Origin of the sequence: Marinobacter sp. ELB17, assembly GCF_000169375.1 — a bacterium.
Taxonomy (GTDB): Bacteria; Pseudomonadota; Gammaproteobacteria; order Pseudomonadales; family Oleiphilaceae; genus Marinobacter.
The window spans coordinates 183,121-200,320 of record NZ_AAXY01000001.1 but is presented as its reverse complement, the minus strand read 5'-3'; the positions used below and the strand labels follow the sequence as shown (position 1 = coordinate 200,320).

The 17,200-nt window shown below is 57.0% G+C and carries 19 protein-coding genes; 7 read left to right on the top strand and 12 right to left on the bottom strand.

The window, feature by feature from the left end; all coding sequences use genetic code 11:
• Window positions 1–3: 3 nt before the first annotated feature.
• The 6 genes from MELB17_RS01055 to ftsY form a co-directional block, all read right to left on the bottom strand.
• A complete protein-coding gene (locus MELB17_RS01055; RefSeq protein WP_007348256.1) occupies window positions 4–1,467 on the bottom strand; it encodes a sensor histidine kinase in 1,464 nt (487 codons plus the stop codon).
• Window positions 1,454–2,134, bottom strand: a complete 681-nt coding sequence (locus tag MELB17_RS01050; RefSeq protein WP_007348255.1) for a response regulator transcription factor — start codon at window positions 2,132–2,134, stop codon at window positions 1,454–1,456. The genes MELB17_RS01055 and MELB17_RS01050 overlap by 14 nt, the downstream gene beginning before the upstream one ends.
• 189 nt (window positions 2,135–2,323) lie before the next feature.
• A complete protein-coding gene (gene rpoH, locus MELB17_RS01045) occupies window positions 2,324–3,184 on the bottom strand; it encodes an RNA polymerase sigma factor RpoH (protein WP_007348254.1) in 861 nt (286 codons plus the stop codon).
• A 133-nt stretch (window positions 3,185–3,317) separates the two neighbouring features.
• Window positions 3,318–4,304, bottom strand: coding sequence for a permease-like cell division protein FtsX (gene ftsX, locus MELB17_RS01040; RefSeq protein WP_007348253.1), 987 nt, complete (start codon window positions 4,302–4,304; stop codon window positions 3,318–3,320).
• Window positions 4,297–4,983 carry a cell division ATP-binding protein FtsE gene (gene ftsE / locus MELB17_RS01035; protein WP_007348252.1) on the bottom strand — a complete coding sequence of 229 codons (687 nt, stop codon included), beginning with the start codon at window positions 4,981–4,983 and terminating at the stop codon, window positions 4,297–4,299. Before ftsE ends, ftsX begins: the two co-directional genes overlap by 8 nt.
• A gap of 29 nt (window positions 4,984–5,012) precedes the next feature.
• Complete coding sequence (gene ftsY / locus MELB17_RS01030) at window positions 5,013–6,233, bottom strand: signal recognition particle-docking protein FtsY (protein ID WP_007348251.1); 1,221 nt, start codon at window positions 6,231–6,233, stop codon at window positions 5,013–5,015.
• A 138-nt stretch (window positions 6,234–6,371) separates the two neighbouring features.
• On the opposite strand from ftsY, the gene rsmD reads away from it, so the two are divergent.
• The 7 genes from rsmD (at window position 6,372) to MELB17_RS00995 (ending at window position 12,254) form a co-directional block, all read left to right on the top strand.
• Window positions 6,372–7,025, top strand: coding sequence for a 16S rRNA (guanine(966)-N(2))-methyltransferase RsmD (gene rsmD, locus MELB17_RS01025; protein WP_007348250.1), 654 nt, complete (start codon window positions 6,372–6,374; stop codon window positions 7,023–7,025).
• Window positions 7,026–7,052: 27 nt separating this feature from the next.
• Window positions 7,053–7,865: a bifunctional DNA-formamidopyrimidine glycosylase/DNA-(apurinic or apyrimidinic site) lyase gene (gene mutM, locus MELB17_RS01020; RefSeq protein ID WP_007348249.1), complete on the top strand. Its 813-nt coding sequence runs from the start codon at window positions 7,053–7,055 to the stop codon at window positions 7,863–7,865.
• A 199-nt stretch (window positions 7,866–8,064) separates the two neighbouring features.
• A complete protein-coding gene (locus tag MELB17_RS01015) occupies window positions 8,065–8,409 on the top strand; it encodes a hypothetical protein (protein ID WP_007348248.1) in 345 nt (114 codons plus the stop codon).
• Between the two features lie 99 nt (window positions 8,410–8,508).
• The gene (yrfG, locus tag MELB17_RS01010) at window positions 8,509–9,198 is read left to right on the top strand and encodes a GMP/IMP nucleotidase (RefSeq protein ID WP_007348247.1); all 690 of its coding nucleotides are present in this window, start codon (window positions 8,509–8,511) and stop codon (window positions 9,196–9,198) included.
• 40 nt (window positions 9,199–9,238) lie between these two features.
• On the top strand, window positions 9,239–9,649 hold the full coding sequence (locus MELB17_RS01005; RefSeq protein ID WP_007348246.1) for an RNA-binding S4 domain-containing protein: 411 nt from the start codon (window positions 9,239–9,241) through the stop codon (window positions 9,647–9,649).
• Window positions 9,650–9,686: 37 nt separating this feature from the next.
• Window positions 9,687–10,541, top strand: a complete 855-nt coding sequence (gene hslO / locus MELB17_RS01000) for an Hsp33 family molecular chaperone HslO (RefSeq protein ID WP_007348245.1) — start codon at window positions 9,687–9,689, stop codon at window positions 10,539–10,541.
• Window positions 10,542–10,721: 180 nt separating this feature from the next.
• Complete coding sequence (locus MELB17_RS00995; RefSeq protein WP_007348244.1) at window positions 10,722–12,254, top strand: phosphoenolpyruvate carboxykinase; 1,533 nt, start codon at window positions 10,722–10,724, stop codon at window positions 12,252–12,254.
• A gap of 113 nt (window positions 12,255–12,367) precedes the next feature.
• Here MELB17_RS00995 and MELB17_RS00990 read toward each other — a convergent pair whose 3' ends face one another.
• The 6 genes from MELB17_RS00990 to MELB17_RS00965 form a co-directional block, all read right to left on the bottom strand.
• Complete coding sequence (locus MELB17_RS00990) at window positions 12,368–13,702, bottom strand: dihydroorotase (protein WP_007348243.1); 1,335 nt, start codon at window positions 13,700–13,702, stop codon at window positions 12,368–12,370.
• On the bottom strand, window positions 13,699–14,724 hold the full coding sequence (locus MELB17_RS00985; protein ID WP_007348242.1) for an aspartate carbamoyltransferase catalytic subunit: 1,026 nt from the start codon (window positions 14,722–14,724) through the stop codon (window positions 13,699–13,701). Before MELB17_RS00985 ends, MELB17_RS00990 begins: the two co-directional genes overlap by 4 nt.
• Window positions 14,725–14,782: 58 nt before the next feature.
• On the bottom strand, window positions 14,783–15,286 hold the full coding sequence (pyrR, locus tag MELB17_RS00980) for a bifunctional pyr operon transcriptional regulator/uracil phosphoribosyltransferase PyrR (protein WP_007348241.1): 504 nt from the start codon (window positions 15,284–15,286) through the stop codon (window positions 14,783–14,785).
• A gap of 72 nt (window positions 15,287–15,358) precedes the next feature.
• Window positions 15,359–15,781: a Holliday junction resolvase RuvX gene (gene ruvX / locus MELB17_RS00975; protein WP_007348240.1), complete on the bottom strand. Its 423-nt coding sequence runs from the start codon at window positions 15,779–15,781 to the stop codon at window positions 15,359–15,361.
• Entirely contained in the window at window positions 15,774–16,340 is a 567-nt protein-coding gene (locus MELB17_RS00970; RefSeq protein ID WP_007348239.1) for a YqgE/AlgH family protein, read from the bottom strand. The genes ruvX and MELB17_RS00970 overlap by 8 nt, the downstream gene beginning before the upstream one ends.
• Window positions 16,337–17,200 carry a TonB family protein gene (locus MELB17_RS00965; protein WP_007348238.1) on the bottom strand — a complete coding sequence of 288 codons (864 nt, stop codon included), beginning with the start codon at window positions 17,198–17,200 and terminating at the stop codon, window positions 16,337–16,339. Before MELB17_RS00965 ends, MELB17_RS00970 begins: the two co-directional genes overlap by 4 nt.

Genomic DNA, 17,200 nt, shown 5'->3' with positions numbered 1-17,200 from the left:
CCTTCAGACTATGCTGGTGTCGTCGTCAATCGCCGGGTTAGCAGCGTTGATGGTTTTTCTACGCCGCTTTTTGCGCTCTTTCACCACCGCCGGCATACGCACGGTAATGGTCAACCCCGGCGACTCTTCGCCGGGGTGAGTGTCCGTCAGGTCGATGCGGGCCTGATGAATTTCCGCAACCGCATTCACCAGGCTAAGGCCAAGCCCGTTACCCGGCAAAGAACGGCTTTTACCCACCCTGTAGAAGCGTTGAAATACCTGGCTCTTCTCTTCGTTTGGAACGCCAATACCGCTGTCTTGCACCGAAAATACCGCTTCGTCGTTTTCTTTGCGCACAACAATGCGAATAGTGCCGTGTTCCGGGGTGTACTTGATGGCGTTATCAATCAGATTACTGAACATCTGGAACAGCAGATCCCGGTCGCCTTCAACGTTTACACCTTGTTCCAGCTCTTGCTCGAAGTTCTGATCTTTAACTTCGGCCAGTGCTTCGTAAAGTTCGCAGGCGTCTTCCACCAGAGCGTCTATTGCCACGGTTTTCACATCCCCGGCATTGCCACGACTTTCCAGGCGGGCAATGCGCAGCAGGGCGTTAAACGTGGCTAGCAGTTGGTCGGCTTCGGCCACCGCACGTCTGGCCTGCTCACGGGCTTCATCGTTATCGACCGACATCAGGGTATTTTCAAGCTGATTACGCAAGCGGGTCAGCGGGGTGCGCAAATCGTGAGCGATGCTGTCGGATACATGGCGAATACCCTCCATCAGATACACGATACGGTCCAGCATCTGGTTCAGGTTTTCCGCCAGCTGGTCGAAATCGTCTTCGGTTCCGCGATTTGGAATACGCAGTGACATGTGCCCGCTCATAATTCGGCGCGAGGTGTTATTGATGATTTCAATGCGGCGAGTGGTACTTCGGCTCATCAAAAAACCGCCCAGCAGGGCCAGAGCAAGGGTAATGCCCATGCCCCAATTGATGGTGTTTTCAATGACCTTTTTAACGTTGGTCAGCTCTTCCACATCGCGGCCCACCAACAGCAGCAAACCGCCCTGCACTTCGAAGATTCGCGCGCGGGCCAGGCGCTGATTGCCCATCCAGCCTACTGATTCATCGAGTTTGAAGTTGATCCAGCCGGTTTCCGTGGGGGTGCTTTGCGGCCATTTCTGGATGTTACCGGCGAGCTTGACATGCTCGTCGGTGGTCAGCAGATAAATAGACTTTGCGTTGGGCTCGCGGGCCACACGCTCACGGATGATGGTAATCAGGCCGTTCACACCGCGCCCACGATATTGCTCTGCAAGGCCCGCAATTTCGGCTTCAATAGTGGCATCTGTCTGGGCTGTCATAAAACCGGCTGTACGCCAGTATATGAACGCCAGAAGCAAGAACACCGAGGTGGCAAAAACCACCATATAGAGCAGTGCCAGCTGGAACGACGACGTTCTGAGCTGGCTAAGCAGTTTCACGCAGCATGTATCCTGCACCGCGAACGGTTTGCAGCAGCGGCGTATCAAATTCTTTGTCGATCTTCGCCCGCAGACGGCTTATGTGCACATCAATCACGTTAGTCTGGGGGTCAAAATGATAGTCCCAGACTTTTTCCAGCAGCATGGTACGAGTAACCACCTGACCGGCGTTGCGCATCAGATATTCCAGAAGGCGGAATTCCCGCGGCTGTACGTCGATATTCTGGCCTGCGCGCTTCACCGTGCGTGCCAGCAGATCCATTTCCAGATCGGCCACATGCAATACAGTCTCGGTTTCTGCTGCCTGGCGATTACGACGAATCAGAGATTCGATACGAGCCAGCAACTCGGTAAACGAGAACGGCTTGGTGAGATAGTCATCGCCGCCACCACGCAGGCCCTCTACCCGGTCGTCCACATCGCCTAGGGCGCTGAGAATCAAAATGGGCACCTGATTGCCTGTAGCGCGAACGGTTTTGATGATGGCGAGGCCATCCATGCCAGGCAACATGCGATCGACAATCATAATGTCGTATTCTTCGCTGGCTGCCATCAACATGCCTTTTTTGCCGTCGTCCGCGTGATCCACCACAAAGTCAGATTCCCGCAGGCCTTTCACCAGATAACTTGCTACGTCATGATCGTCTTCTATGACCAGTGCTTTCACCGGTATTCCTCCCGCTGGCCTATGATAGTGTTCCAAGGGTACGAATAACCCGGCCGCTGAGCCAGTTACCATCTTGTAAGAGGCTGTCGCCTATGACGACGCAACACTTACGAAAACGCCACCGGGCGCAAAAGCGGCGGTGGCGTTAATTGGCAGAGCCTTGTTAACGCTGCAGTTAAGCAGTTAAAGTCAGGCCGCTTCTTGCATCTGCAGACGTATTTTCTTCATCGCATTTTTTTCCAGTTGACGGATGCGTTCGGCAGATACCCCATAACGATCGGCCAACTGGTGCAAGGTCGATTTGGTCTCTGACAGCCAGCGCTCGCGCAGAATATCCTGGCTGCGATCGTCCAGGCTGGACAGAGCCTGCATCAGACGCCCGTTGGAATCTTCAGTCCAGTTGGAGCGTTCCAGCTGGGTAGCCGGATTGCTGCGGTGATCTTCAAGATAATACGCCGGCGCCTGGTAGGCACTGTCTTCGTCATCGTTCATCGGGCCGTCAAAAGCCGTATCGTGAGACGACAGGCGGCCTTCCATTTCGCGTACCACGCGAGCTTCCACGCCTAAGTCTGCGGCCACTGCGTTTAGCTCATCGTGGCTCAACCAGGCCAATTTCTTTTTCTGACCGCGCAGATTAAAAAATAGCTTACGTTGGGCTTTAGTGGTCGCCACTTTCACAATGCGCCAGTTGCGCAAAATGAATTCATGAATTTCTGCTTTGATCCAGTGCACCGCGAACGACACCAGCCGCACACCGTATTCGGGGTTGAAGCGTTTAACGGCTTTCATCAGACCCACGTTACCTTCCTGCACCAAGTCAGATTGATTCAGGCCATAACCGGAATAACTACGGGCAATGTGAATCACAAAACGCAGATGCGACAGAATCAACTGGCGGGCAGCGTCTACGTCGCCCTCGTAATACAGGCGTTCCGACAATGCGCGCTCTTCATCCACTGTTAAAATGGGTATGCGACTCGCAGCCTGAATGTAAGACTCGAGATTAGCGCCCGGAACCAGCTTGTCCATCAGCTGTAAACTTGTGCCCATGCTTTATTCCTCCGAATCTCTACACTGTAAAAAAAGGCAATGGGCCATGAGACCACAAAATGCCCTGAAAGTTCCTGAACGCATCATTAAAACGCGGTAAATATGGGTGTTTACAGACTTCCGGCCGGCTATTCTAATGGTCTCCGGGCTCCATGTCATCCAAGTGTCTTCGCACCGCCACCCAAGCACCCAGCCAGCCCAATGTCATGGCAGTAAAAATCAACATTATTGCGTTTTCAAAGCCCAACCCACTCAGAACGAAATCACTGTGATACAACGCCGCTAATCTTGCTACCGGTGCGCTTAGCCACCAAAAAGTAATGAGTAGCAACAGCCACGCCACTAATCCGCCACCCAAACCAAACCAGGCGCCGGTGTACAGAAAGGGGCGGCGCACAAAAGCGTCAGTGCCACCCACCAGTTTGGCCACCAGAATTTCATCGCGCCGGCTTTCAATGGCCAAGCGCACGGTGTTACCAATAACTAGTACGACCGCAACCGCCAACAAGATTGCCAGCGCCAGAGCCGCCCGCGTCAATAAACCGGCCAGGGCATTCAGCCGCTGCAACCAGCCCAGGTCCACCTGTACACGCTCCACTGCAGGCAGGCCTTGAAGGTACTCCACTAAAGCCTCTACACCGTCGGTACTGCGATAACTCGCCTCCGGCGTAATTAATAGGCTGTGCGGCAGCGGGTTCTCCTGCAGAAAGTCCAGTGCGTCGGCAAGCCCGGAGCTGACGCGAAACTCCGCCAGGGCGCGCTCGCGGTCTACCAGCTCTACAAACGCCACCCGACTGTCGGTGTCTATCTGATCAGCCAGCGCATTGGCCTGCGGCAAAGGCGTTTCAAGGCCAAGGTAAACCGTCACTCGCGCGCCATTTTCCCAACCGGCACTGACATTCTGCAAACTGGCCAGCAGCAGCAATAATGCCACCGGCAGCGCCAACGCAACGCCCATAACGGCCCAGGTCATCATGCTGGACACCGGGTTGCGCCACATGCGCACTATGCTATCGCGGGCTACTGTGCGGTGGTGGTCCAGATAACTGCCCGCAACCTGCTTCAGCGGCGAGGCGCTTTGGCGAGCGCCGCCGGAGCGCGGTACCGGTGCTTTAGCCATGATTAGCCTCCGTCCGCGGGCGGCCATCAGCCACCAGCTGGCCTTGGTCTAGCCTTAGGGTGCGGCGGTTCATGTCGTTAATCAGTGTAATGTCGTGGCTGGCAATCAACACGGTTACGCCAACCTGACTGAACTGGCCAAACAGATTCATTATATCGGCAGACAGCTCCGGGTCGAGGTTACCGGTAGGTTCATCGGCCAGCAGCACCGGTGGCTTATTCACCACCGCCCGGGCAATGCCGACGCGCTGCTGTTCGCCACCAGACAACTGCAGGGGGTTCATCTTCTCTTTGCTCAGCAGACCCACTTTGTCCAACGCCGCGCGCACCCGCCGGCCAATGTCACCCGGGGCGACTCCGATGACCTGCAGCGGCATGGCGACGTTGTCAAATACGGTGCGGTCAAACAGCAACTGGTGGTTCTGAAACACCACGCCGATGTGACGGCGAATGTAGGGAATTTGCCGCCGCGGCAGGCTGTTCAACAACTGCCCGCCAACCCATACTTCACCGGCGCTGGGGCGCTCCATCACCATCAGCAGTTTCAGCAAGGTGCTTTTACCGGCTCCAGAATGCCCGGTCAGAAACGCCAGTTCGCCCCGATTAAGAGCAAAGTTCACCTGTCGCAGCGCGGTGTGATCGCTGTCATAGCGTTTCGTGACCTGGCGGAACTCGATCATCACAATCCCTGGTGGTTGGCGCTCAAACGTTAGTCAAACAGAGCGTCGACAAAGGCACGGGCGTCAAAGCTGCGCAGGTCTTCAACCTGCTCCCCTATGCCAATAAAGCGAATCGGTAGTTGCAGCTGGCGAGCAATCGCGAACACAATGCCGCCTTTGGCCGTGCCGTCGAGTTTGGTCAGAGTGATGCCGCTGACGCCCACCGCTTGCTGAAACACCTGGGCCTGATTCAATGCGTTCTGGCCGGTGCCGGCATCCAGCACCAACATAACTTCGTGAGGAGCTGCGGTATCGAGCTTTTTCATCACCCGCACGACTTTTTCCAGCTCGCTCATCAAGTTGTCTTTGTTCTGAAGACGCCCGGCCGTGTCGGCAATGACCACGTCAATGCCGCGGGACTTGGCCGACTGAATGGCATCAAAAATAACAGACGCGCTGTCGGCGCCGGTGTGCTGGGCAATCACCGGGACTTTATTGCGGTCGCCCCAAACCTGCAACTGCTCCATTGCGGCGGCGCGGAATGTATCACCTGCGGCTAGCAAGACAGACATGCCTTCGTCTTGAAATTTCTTGGTGAGCTTGCCAATGGTGGTGGTTTTTCCAACCCCGTTCACGCCAACCATAAGAATGACATAAGGCTTCGTCTGGGCGTCGATCACAAGCGGCTTACTAACATCTTTTAATAAACCGTGGAGCTGGTCACGCAGCGCCTGGCGCAGGGCTTCGCCATCTTTGAGCTGATCGCGTTTAAGCTTCTCAGTCAGCGATTCAATAATTTCGGTGGTTGCGGTTACGCCTACGTCTGCCATTAACAGTGTGGTTTCAATTTCTTCCAGCAGGTCTGCGTCAATCTTCTTGCCCGCCGAGAACATATCCGCCAGGCCGCCGGTAAAGCTAGCGCGGGTTTTGCCCAAGCCGCGGCGAATGCGCTCAAGAACGCTAATCTGGGGCTCGGGCTCAACTAACGGTTGTTGAGGTAAAACCTCCGGCTTGGGCGCTGCCGGTTCGGGTACGATGGCCGCCTGTTTAGACTGGGGCTCAGCCACAGCGGTGTCGACCGGCTCGGCATCAGGCTCTGGCTTTGTTTCAGGCAGCGGTTGCGGCGCAGGAGCGGCTTGCGAGTCTGGCTGGCGCAACTTGAACGTGCGCGGGCGCGGAATCTTTCGCCGGTTGCTGGCCAGATCCAGCACGAACAACAAAACAAGCAAGGCCGCAAGGCCAATTGAAATCCACTCTGCCGTTATAGTCATACCATTGAATCCAAAAATAAGCGGGACAAATTAGGCCGCCATTCTAACAGACTGCGGCCGGTTAGCGAGGTAGCGCACACGGCGACGCTTTTGTTTTATCATGGGCCGGCCCAGACACCGCCTTTCAGGACCCATGCCATGCCTCAGCGCCGCAACTCACCGCGCCTTTTGCCCAAGCAACACGCCGCCGATGGTCAGCGCCCTAAATCGGCTTCCGGCCATAGAGCCCAGGGCGAATTACGCATCATCGGCGGCGACTGGCGCAGCCGCAAGCTGACATTTCCAGACAGCGGAGGTGTGCGGCCAACGCCGGCGCGCACCCGCGAAACCCTTTTTAACTGGCTGCGTTTCCATCTGGCCGGGGCTCGCTGCCTGGATTTGTTTGCGGGCTCCGGTGCACTCGGGCTAGAGGCTTTATCACGGGGTGCAGCCCACAGCGTGTTTGTGGACCACACGCCAGAACTGGTCAAAGCGCTCAACAGTAATCTTGCACTTCTGCGGGCCGACAATGCCCGGGTTGTGCGCCAAGACACCGATGCCTTTCTGGCGAGCCCGGGGGAAAGCTTTGACATAGTATTTATTGACCCGCCCTTCCGTCAGGGCTGGCTAACACGATTGCTGCCGGCGTTGGCAGACAACGGCTGGGTCAAACCCGGTAGCTGGGTGTATCTGGAACACGAAAGTGAACTGACGACCCCAGCGGTACCGGCCGGCTGGCAATTGCAGCGGCAAAAGAGCGCCGGGCAGGTATGCTACTGCCTGTTTCGGATAACCGCCGAAACACCAGCCTGACGTTTTTTCTCTGACGGAGTGATCACCGTGCCCGAATTGCCTGAAGTTGAAACCACCCGCCGTGGCATAGCCCCCCATCTGGAAGGCCAGACCGTTCGCTCTGTCGGCGTTCGTAATGGTCGATTGCGCTGGCCGGTGCCAGAAGATCTGGCTGTGCGGTTGGAAGGAGAAGTGATACGCAGTGTGGAGCGGCGCGCCAAATACCTGTTTCTGAATCTCGACAGCGGCAGCGTTATTGTGCACCTGGGCATGTCTGGCAGCCTGCGAATCATTACCGACGACAGCGCTGCATTAACCCATGATCACGTAGAGCTGACGCTGCATTCGGGTGTTCGCCTGAGATACAACGACCCGCGCCGTTTCGGCTGCTGGCTGTGGTCCTCGAATCCCAGCACTCATCCGCTGATCGCTAGCCTGGGGCCAGAGCCGCTGGCGCCCGAATTCAACGGCGCCTATTTATTTCGCCGTTCCCGCGGCAAAAGTACTGCGGTAAAATCCTTCATTATGGACGGCCATGTGGTGGTGGGCGTGGGCAATATTTACGCCAACGAAGCCCTGTTCGGAGCCGGCATTCACCCGCGGCGGCAAGCCGGACGCATAAGCCTTAGCCGTTACCACCGATTGGTCGAGGTGATTCAGGAAACCCTGACGGCCGCCATCCTGATGGGTGGCACCACCCTGCGGGACTTTGTTAACAGCGACGGCCAGCCCGGCTATTTCGCACAGTCGCTGCTGGTGTACGGCCGCGGTGGCCAGCCCTGCCCCGAATGCCAGGCTAAGCTGCGGGAAATCCGCATGAATCAGCGGGCGACGGTATACTGCACCCGCTGCCAGCGCTGAGGCCGTGTTCAATCTGCCAAAATCGTTTGAAAAAGCGCAAATATGCTTCATAGTTAACAGCGCTACAGACCAGCGCTGCTACACTGAACACTGGCAGCACACCCATCGTTGCGGCCGCTGTTCAATTAAGTAGCCACACAAAACAGCCGATCATAGCTCTTGTAACTCATCAGGGCTGATTTCGCTCAGGAGACATCGAATGACCCGCAAGCTGACCCGAATTTTGACGACTGTTTTGAAGACTATGATGGTCGCCAGCCTGCTTTCGTTTTCCGCCATTGGCCACGCCAATACGTTAGATGAAAGCCCTTCTGCGCTGGCTATGACGACCGATGCGCTGATTGTGCGCCCTTTGCTGTTGGCGACGACTATTGTGGGCAGCGCGGTGTACCTGGTGTCATTGCCATTTTCACTGCTGGGTGGCAACACCGCTGAAGCCGGCGAGGTATTGGTAGCGGGGCCGGCCAGAGCCACATTTACACGCTGCCTGGGCTGCACTCGCAGCGGGCGCAAGCACGATACCGTTGAGCAACCCGCGAACTGATTCAGCCCGCTTCAACGGCTCTGGGTCAGCACAAGCCTGGGTTGTCAGGCGCAACCAATTGAGGCAGCCTGTGAGAAATTTCACGGGCTATTTTTGTTTATGGTGAACTGGTCAACTCTCGATACGGTGTTTCTGGATATGGACGGAACACTGCTGGACCTGCATTTCGACAACCATTTTTGGCTGGAACATCTGCCGCTGCGCTACGCACAAAAGAACAATCTGCAACCTCAGGTAGCCAAACAACAGCTGATGGCTTTGATTATGGCCCAGCGTGGTTCGCTGAACTGGTACTGCACCGATTACTGGAGCGACCAGCTGTCCATGGACATCAATGAACTGAAAGCAGAGGTGGGTGAGCGTGTGGGCTATCGGCCCCATGTGCGGGCGTTTCTATCCAGCCTGCGCGAACGCGGCTTGTATACGGTGATTGCCACCAATTGCCACCCGGACCCCCTGGCCATGAAACTTGAGCGTACCGGCCTGGACACACTGGTTGACGATATAGTCTCTAGCCATCAGCTTGGCAAACCCAAGGAAGACCCTGCCTTTTGGCAATCACTGAACCGTGTGACTCCCTACGATCGCAGCCGTACCCTAATGGTAGACGACAGTTTTGCCGTGCTTGAAAGCGCCGCTAAAGCCGGTATCGCACAACTGCTGGCGGTACTGGCACCAGACAGCCAGCAGCCTGCCAATAGCCCTCACCCGCAAATCACCGGCATTCATGACTTCGATGAAGTACTGCCACAGCTGCAGAAGCGGCGGCCCCTGCCATCTGCAGGATGACACCGTTATAATCAACTCGCGCAACAAAAGGTGAGATGACATGGCTACACCCAACAAAAACGACGATGACCGCGTCAGGCTGGACAAGTGGCTATGGGCCGCGCGCTTTTTCAAAACTCGTGCCCTGGCCAAAGCCGCGGTGGAAGGCGGCAAAGTGCGTTACAACACCCAGCGTTGCAAGCCCGGCAAACTGATGGAAGCAGGGGCGGAACTGTCGATACGGCTGGGCTGGCAGGAAAAAATTGTGGTGGTAGACGATATCAGCGACCGCCGCGGCGGGGCAGCGGAAGCGGCCCTGCTTTATCACGAAACCGAAGACAGCGTGAAAAAGCGCGAAGACCTGGCCTGGCAACGCAAAACTCTGCAAACTTCCCAGCTTCCGCCGGCACGGCGCCCGTCGAAAAAGGACCGCCGCGACATAGACCGGTTTCGCGAACACAACGGGCTCTAGCAGCCGCTTTATTTCACGATTTTTCAGGAGACACACAATGGCGTCCGGCGATCAGTTCCAGCGCTTTATATTTGAAGACAGCCAGATCCGCGGGGCTTGGGTACAGCTGGATGAAAGTTATCAGCAAATCGGTCGCCAGGCCCCCTACCCGGAATCTGTGCGCCAATTACTGGGCCAGTCGCTGGTGGCCAGCGTGCTAATGAGCAGCACGCTGAAGTTTAACGGTGCGTTGTCATTACAGGCTCAAGGTGATGGTCCTGTGCAAACGCTAATGTCGGAATGCAGCCACGACCGCTTTGTACGCGGATTAGCGCGGTTTGACGATCAGGCCATCGGCGACGGTGATTTCCAACAGCTATTGGGCGACGGCCGCATAGCCATTACCATCACGCCGGACCAGGGCCAGCGATACCAAGGTGTTGTACCCCGCGAACAGGACAGCCTGGCAGGCTGCTTGGAAGAATACTTTGAGCGCTCTGAACAAATCGCCACATCGCTGCTGCTGTTTGCCAGCGAAGACAAAGCCGGCGGCCTTCTGCTGCAGCGCCTTCCCGGTCACACCCAAGAAGATGACGAACTTTGGGAGCGAATCAATCACCTGGCACGCACCGTGGAAGCCAGCGAAATGCTTGAACTGGACAGCGAAACACTACTCCACCGCCTGTTCAACGAGGAAACCGTGCGGGTATTTGACGCGGAACCGGTGGCCTTCCGCTGCAGCTGTTCCCGTGAGCGCACAATGAGCGCGCTGGAAGCGATCGGGAGCGAGGAATGCTATAACATTCTAGAAGAACAGGGCTCCATTAAAATGGACTGTCAGTTCTGCCATGCAGACTACCGTTTTAACCGCGTCGACATAGACCAGTTATTTACCGGCCACACCCTGCACTGAGCGCGTGTTGGCGAGCGACGACGGCGGCTTGAGAAAGGCCACCAGGCAGACTTTGATGGCAGTCGTTTTTTACTGGCGCGTCTGGCATAATAGTGCGCCTAGACTGACTCGATTGTTCAGTTTTCCACCGCTTCCGGTGCGGCCCTGGCAATCACCAAGACACCCGAGGGCGAGATCGTAGTGAGCATATCTTATCAAGATCTAGGAACGGCACAGCTGGTTGAACAAGCACTGGCGCGCAACGAAGGCCAAATGGCTGCAAATGGCTCACTGGTGGTTAAAACCGGGGTACGCACAGGCCGGTCTCCCATGGACCGCTATATCGTGCAAGAGCCCAGTACCGCTGACGATATTCACTGGGGCCCGATCAACCGCCCGTTCGACGCCGACAAGTTCGACGCCCTATGGGAAAGAGTCGAAGCCTACGTGGCCGAGCAGGATTCTTTCGTGTCTCTTGTGCATGTGGGCTCCGATCCAGAGCACTACCTTCCCATCAAGATGACCACCGAACTGGCCTGGCAGAATCTGTTTGGCCGCAACCTGTTTATTCGCCCGAACACCTACAACCCGGCTGACAAGCAAGAATGGCAAGTTCTTAACATTGCCAACTTCAAATGCGTGCCCGAGCGTGACGGCACAAACAGTGACGGCGCTGTTATTATCAACTTTGCCCGCCGCAAAGTTCTGTTGGCTGGCATGCGCTACGCCGGCGAAATGAAAAAGGCCATGTTTTCGGTGCAGAACTTCCTGCTACCAGAGAAAGACGTGCTGCCCATGCACTGCTCTGCCAACGTGGGCGACGACGGCGAAACCTGCCTGTTCTTTGGCCTTTCTGGCACTGGCAAAACCACCCTGTCTGCAGACCCGGAGCGCTATCTGATTGGCGACGACGAGCACGGCTGGGGCCCCGGCACCGTATTCAATATCGAAGGCGGCTGCTACGCCAAGTGTATTGATCTGAGCAAGAAGAACGAACCGATTATCTGGGACGCGATCCGTTTCGGCGCCATCGTCGAGAACGTGATGATTGACGAAGAAACTCGCGAGCCAGATTACACCGACGTGTCGCTGACCGAAAACTCTCGCTGTGCCTACCCGCTCGAGCACATCGAAAAGCGCGTAGCAGAAAACCTGGCCGGCGAGCCGTCGCACATTGTATTTCTGACCTGCGACATGACCGGCGTTCTGCCCCCGGTATCAATCCTCAGCAAAGAAGCGGCGGCCTATCACTTTCTTAGCGGCTATACCGCTCTTGTGGGCTCAACAGAGATGGGCTCTTCGTCAAAACTGAAGTCTACTTTCTCTACCTGTTTTGGTGCACCCTTCTTCCCGCGTCCGGCCGGTGTTTATGCCGAGTTGCTGATGAAGCGGATGGACGAATTCGGCAGCAAGGTGTTCCTGGTAAATACCGGCTGGACCGGCGGTTCCTTCGGCGAAGGCAAGCGCTTCAGTATTCCCACCACTCGCGCCCTGATCAGCGCCATTCAAAACGGCGAGCTGGACGATGTGGAAATCGAGCATTTGCCAACGCTGAACCTGAGCGTGCCAACACGCGTGTCGGGCGTTGACAGCAAACTGCTGAACCCGCGAAACACCTGGGCCAGCACCGAAACCTACGACGAAAAAGCAGCCGAGCTGATCGGCCAATTTGTGGAAAACTTCAAAAAGTTTGACGTGTCAGACGCGATCGTTGCGGCCGGTCCCAGGCAGTAGAGCCAAGCTGACAAAAAAAGCGCCTTGCGGGTTACGCAAGGCGCTTTTTTTATGGTCTTTCAAACGCCGGAATTCGCCGCTGGCCCTTTGAAAAACTGGCGTTCACCAACTCGTTAAGGCAACAGTGACGGCCAGGCCTTGTGGCCGGCAACCAGGGTGTAATGCACCACACCCGGCATTGAGCGCTCCAGTACCGGTCCGTTGCCACCGGCAGACACCAGAGTGCCGGGGCCAGGGCGCCAGGACTGGTCGGGATTGAAAATACACAGATCTGCCACTGCACCGGCGCTCAGGCCTGCGTTGCTTGCCTCACTTTGGCCCAGCACCGTGGCAGGGCCAGCGGTCAGCGCGCGCAGCAATTGCGTTAGGCTCAGCTCGTTAGCAGCTACCCGCTCCAGGCCCAGCGACAACACAACTTCAATACTCGATAAACCCGGCTCGCTGGCGGCCAGGGGCGCCTGCTTGGCAGCGCTTTCATGGGGCTGATGCTGACTGACAATGGCGTCAATAACACCGTCGCGAACACCCGCCACCAAGGCCTGCCGGTCACGCTCTGAGCGCAGTGGCGGGCGCACGTGAAAACGGCTATCAAACCCACTCAGCGCGTCTTCGGTAAAGGCCAGCTGGTGCATGGCCACGTCAGCGGTGACCTGAATTCCCCGTTGGCGCGCTTCCGCCAGCATGTCCACGCTGCGGGCGCACGACAGCTGGCTAAGGTGCAAGCGCACACCGGTTTCCTGCGCCAGCAGGATCATTTCCATGACCGCGGTGGTCTCAGCCACCTCCGGAATTCCCAGCAGACCAAGGCGTGTGGTCACCAGGCCATCGTGGGCGTAACCATCGGCGGCCAGCGCCTGATTTTCCGGGCTGAACATCAGCGTTAATCCGAAGGTCTGGGCGTAAGACATGCAACGTCGTAGAACCCGTGCGTTACGTAAGCCCCGTGAGGCGTTGCCTAGGGCAACACAACCTGCCTTCTGCAAACCGGCCATGTCACTGAGCAGCTCACCTTCCAGGCCACGGGTAACCGCGCCTATGGGCAGCACTCGGACCAACGCCCGGCTGGCGGCCATGTCACGAATCAGGTTGGTCACAGCGCCAGAATCGTTCACCGGCGAGGTGTCGGGTGCGGCGCACACGCTGGTAAAGCCACCGTGGGCCGCAGCCCGTGTTTCCGAGGACATATTGCCTTTTTGACTATTGCCCGGTTCGCGAAGATTGCAGCACAAATCCAGAAACCCCGGGCTGACAATACAATTTTCCGCCATCAAGGTTTCATCGGCCGCTTGCGCCAGGGCGTCGGGGCCAAGGGCGGCAATCCGGCCATTTTTTATCAGCAAGCCAGGGTTGGCTTCCAGCGCTCCAGCGCTGGTCGCCGTGGCTCCACGGTACAACTGACCACCAACGATTTTCACGCTGCCAGCAGGGGGGCGGGAAGACAGTTTCATGAGCGCACCTCTTGTTTGGCAATGTCGTTCAACGCTTGCTGACGCTCAGCCAGTTGGCCACCCATGGCCATGGACATCACCGCCATACGAATGGCGATGCCGTTGGTCACCTGATTCAGAATAACCGACTGCGGCCCGTCGGCCACCGCCGATTCGATTTCTACGCCGCGGTTAATTGGCCCCGGATGCATAACAATGCAATCCGGTTTCGCCAGCGCCAGTTTGGCCCGATCAAGACCGTAAAGGCGGTAGAACTCTCCTTCACTGGGCAGAAGCGCACCTTCCATCCTTTCTTTTTGCAGGCGCAGCATAATCACCACGTCGAGATCTTTCATGCCGCGCATCATGTCGTACTCTACGGTGCAACCCAGCGCTTCTACATCCCGGGGTAACAGCGTGCCCGGTGCAATCACCCGCACCTCGGCCACACCCAGCTCGTTAAGAGCACGAATCTGCGAGCGCGCCACGCGCGAATGCAATACATCACCCACAATGGCCACTTTCAAACCGGCAAAGGTTTTTTTATGCTGCCGAATAGTGAGCATGTCCAGCATGGCCTGAGTGGGATGGGCATGGCGCCCGTCGCCGGCGTTAATGATGGCCACTTTGGGCGTCACGCTTTCGGCAATAAAGTGCGGTGCACCGCTTTGGGCGTGACGCACCACAAACATGTCGCTGGCCATGGCCTCCAGGTTGTACAAGGTATCCGCCAAGGATTCGCCTTTAGAGGTCGCCGAGGTGCTGATATCAAGATTCAGTACGTCTGCAGACAGGCGTTTGGCCGCCAGCTCGAAGGTGCTGCGGGTGCGGGTACTGGATTCGAAAAACAGATTCACCACGGTACGCCCGCGCAGCAACGGAACCTTTTTAATAGTGCGCTCGCCCACCTCTATAAAGGAGTCAGCCGTGTCGAGGATGTCGGTCAGCAACTCGCGGCCAAGGCCGTCCAGAGTCAGAAAATGCCGCAACTGACCTTCCCGGGTCAGCTGCAAATGATGGGGGCCGGTAGCGGTTGCGATCATGGGTTGCCTGTATAAACAAAGGTGGCTGGGGCACGGCTAGGATGTGGCTTAAGTGGAGCTAGGCCTGTTCCAGTTCAATACGCAGCGGATCGGGCCCGCGTAACTTTATGCGCTGGCTGGTTTCCAGCCTCAACGCAAGGCCACGCACATCGGGCTGCACCGGCAGTTCACGGGCGCCCAAATCAATCAGCGTAGCCAATATAATACTGGCCGGGCGGCCATAATCGAAAATTTCATTCATCGCGGCACGAATAGTACGGCCGCTCATGATCACGTCGTCTATCAACACTACGTCTCGATCGGCGGTATCAAACGGCAAGCTCGACGGCTTTACCTTAGGGTTCAGACCAATACGACTGAAATCGTCGCGGTAAAATGAAATGTCCAGCTCACCGAACGGTTCCTGCAACTGCAGGCGCCGGGCCAGCTCAGCAGCCAGCCACACACCACCGGTTCGAATCCCGATAAGCGCCGGTGAACTTACGCCACGTTCCTGCAGCAACTGGCGCAGACCGGCTTCCATTTTGTCCAGTAGTGGCTCTATATCAAGTTGTCCGTTCATAGATCCTCGTCGCAGCACCGGGCAGGCACTGTGGTTAACATTCGTTAGTTCAACATGGGTTGTCAGACAGGGCTATTGATTAAACCAGGTTTCCAGAATCAGCACCGCGGCGCGATCATCTATACCATCGCGCCTATAATTGCGGCTACCGCCGGCGGCCATCACTTCACCTTTGGCCTGATAGCTGGTCAGGCGCTCGTCCACCATTTCCACGGTTACGTGAAAGCGCCCGTGCAGGCGCTTGCCAAATTTGCGAGCGCGGACGCACATCTCGTTTTCGCTGTCGTCCATGTTCAGCGGCAGGCCTACCACCACCAAGTCAGGGCGCCATTCGTGCAGCAGTTTTTCCAGTTGGGTCCAGTCTGGCGTGCCATCACGGGCCGCGATCATGGTCAGTGGCTCGCCGCGGCCGAGCATTTCCTGGCCCACGGCAACGCCGATGCGGCGGGTGCCAAAATCAAACGCCATAACGCGGCGCTGGCCGGCTTCATGCATGGCCTGTGGTCTCGCTAAGCTGGTTAATGTCGATGCCCATACTGGCCAGAACCGCCTGATAGCGACGGCTCCAGGGCGTACGAAACAATAAGTCTGGGCTCGCCGGACACGTCAGCCAGGTATTGCCGCCCAACTCCGCTTCCAACTGACCGTCACCCCAACCGGCGTAACCCAAGGCCACCAGAAATTCATCCGGTCCCTTGGCAGCGCCAATGTCGGCCAATATGTCGCGCGAGGTGGTCAGCCAGATGTCTGCGGTCACTTCCGCAGTATGCTGCCAGCGCTGCCCGGGGTTGTGCAGCACAAAACCGCGCTCGGTCTGCACCGGTCCGCCGGCAAACACCGGCAAATCCAGTTCGCCGCCGTGCATGTCGAGCTGTTCCAGGATTTCCCCCAAATGTATGTCCAGCGGCTGGTTCACGGCCAAACCCAGCGCTCCCTCGGCGGAATGTTCACACACATAGATCACCGCGCCGTGAAAACGCGGGTCGCTCATCCACGGTGACGCCACCAGAAAATGATTGCGGAAATTGTCCGTTGTATTGGCAGTATCGCTCATCCGGATGTCAGCCCCCGCTGCTGGAATGACCAGGTACGTATGATTTCAAGTTCATCAACATTGCGGCTCATTTCCTTGGGGAATGGCGGATAGGGCGCCGCAAGCCTCACAATGCGAATGGCCGCGTCGTCCAGTAAAGTGCTCCCGGACGACTGCACCACTAGAACTTCCTTAAGACTGCCATCTTTGCGCAGTGTGACCAGCAAACGCAAGTCACCATAAAGACCGCTATTCCGGGCTTCGGCGGGGTAATTCATGTTACCCACTCTGGTAACCTTGCTGACCCAGTTCTGAACATACCAGGCGTTGCTGGACCGAAGCGTTGAAGCCGCGGTTACCCGCAGCACACGGGGCTTGCGTGAATAGGCTTGTTGCTGGGCATCCAGTCGGGCTTCCAGACTGGCAATTTCCAGGCTGCGCTGCAGCAGATTTAGCCTTGGCTTTGTTGGCAGTTCTTTCACTGCTTCGGCGCGGATTTCTGGCTTGGCAACCTTCCTTGCACTGAGCGCTTTGGTCCTCACCACCGCTTGCTGTTGCACCGGCTGTGGTTCGGGCTGCGCCTGAGGCTCGGGTTGAACATGCGCAACTTCGGTTTGGTTCAGTTCCACCGGCTGCGGGCTGGTCAGTTCTTTCGCCTGTTCTTCGGTGCCGCTGCCCTGCTGATTGGTGGGTGCCAGAAAATCCGCTTTTTCCGGCGCTTTTTCATCGGCGAAACGCGACAGGGTAATTTCCATGGTTTGCGCCGATGGCGGCGGTGTCTCGGGCGCGAAAGTAATGCCCAACACAATCACCCCGTGAATCGCCAAAGCCATAAACAGGGTGAACGAAAACCGATCAACATCGCTTACCTGAACTGCCAT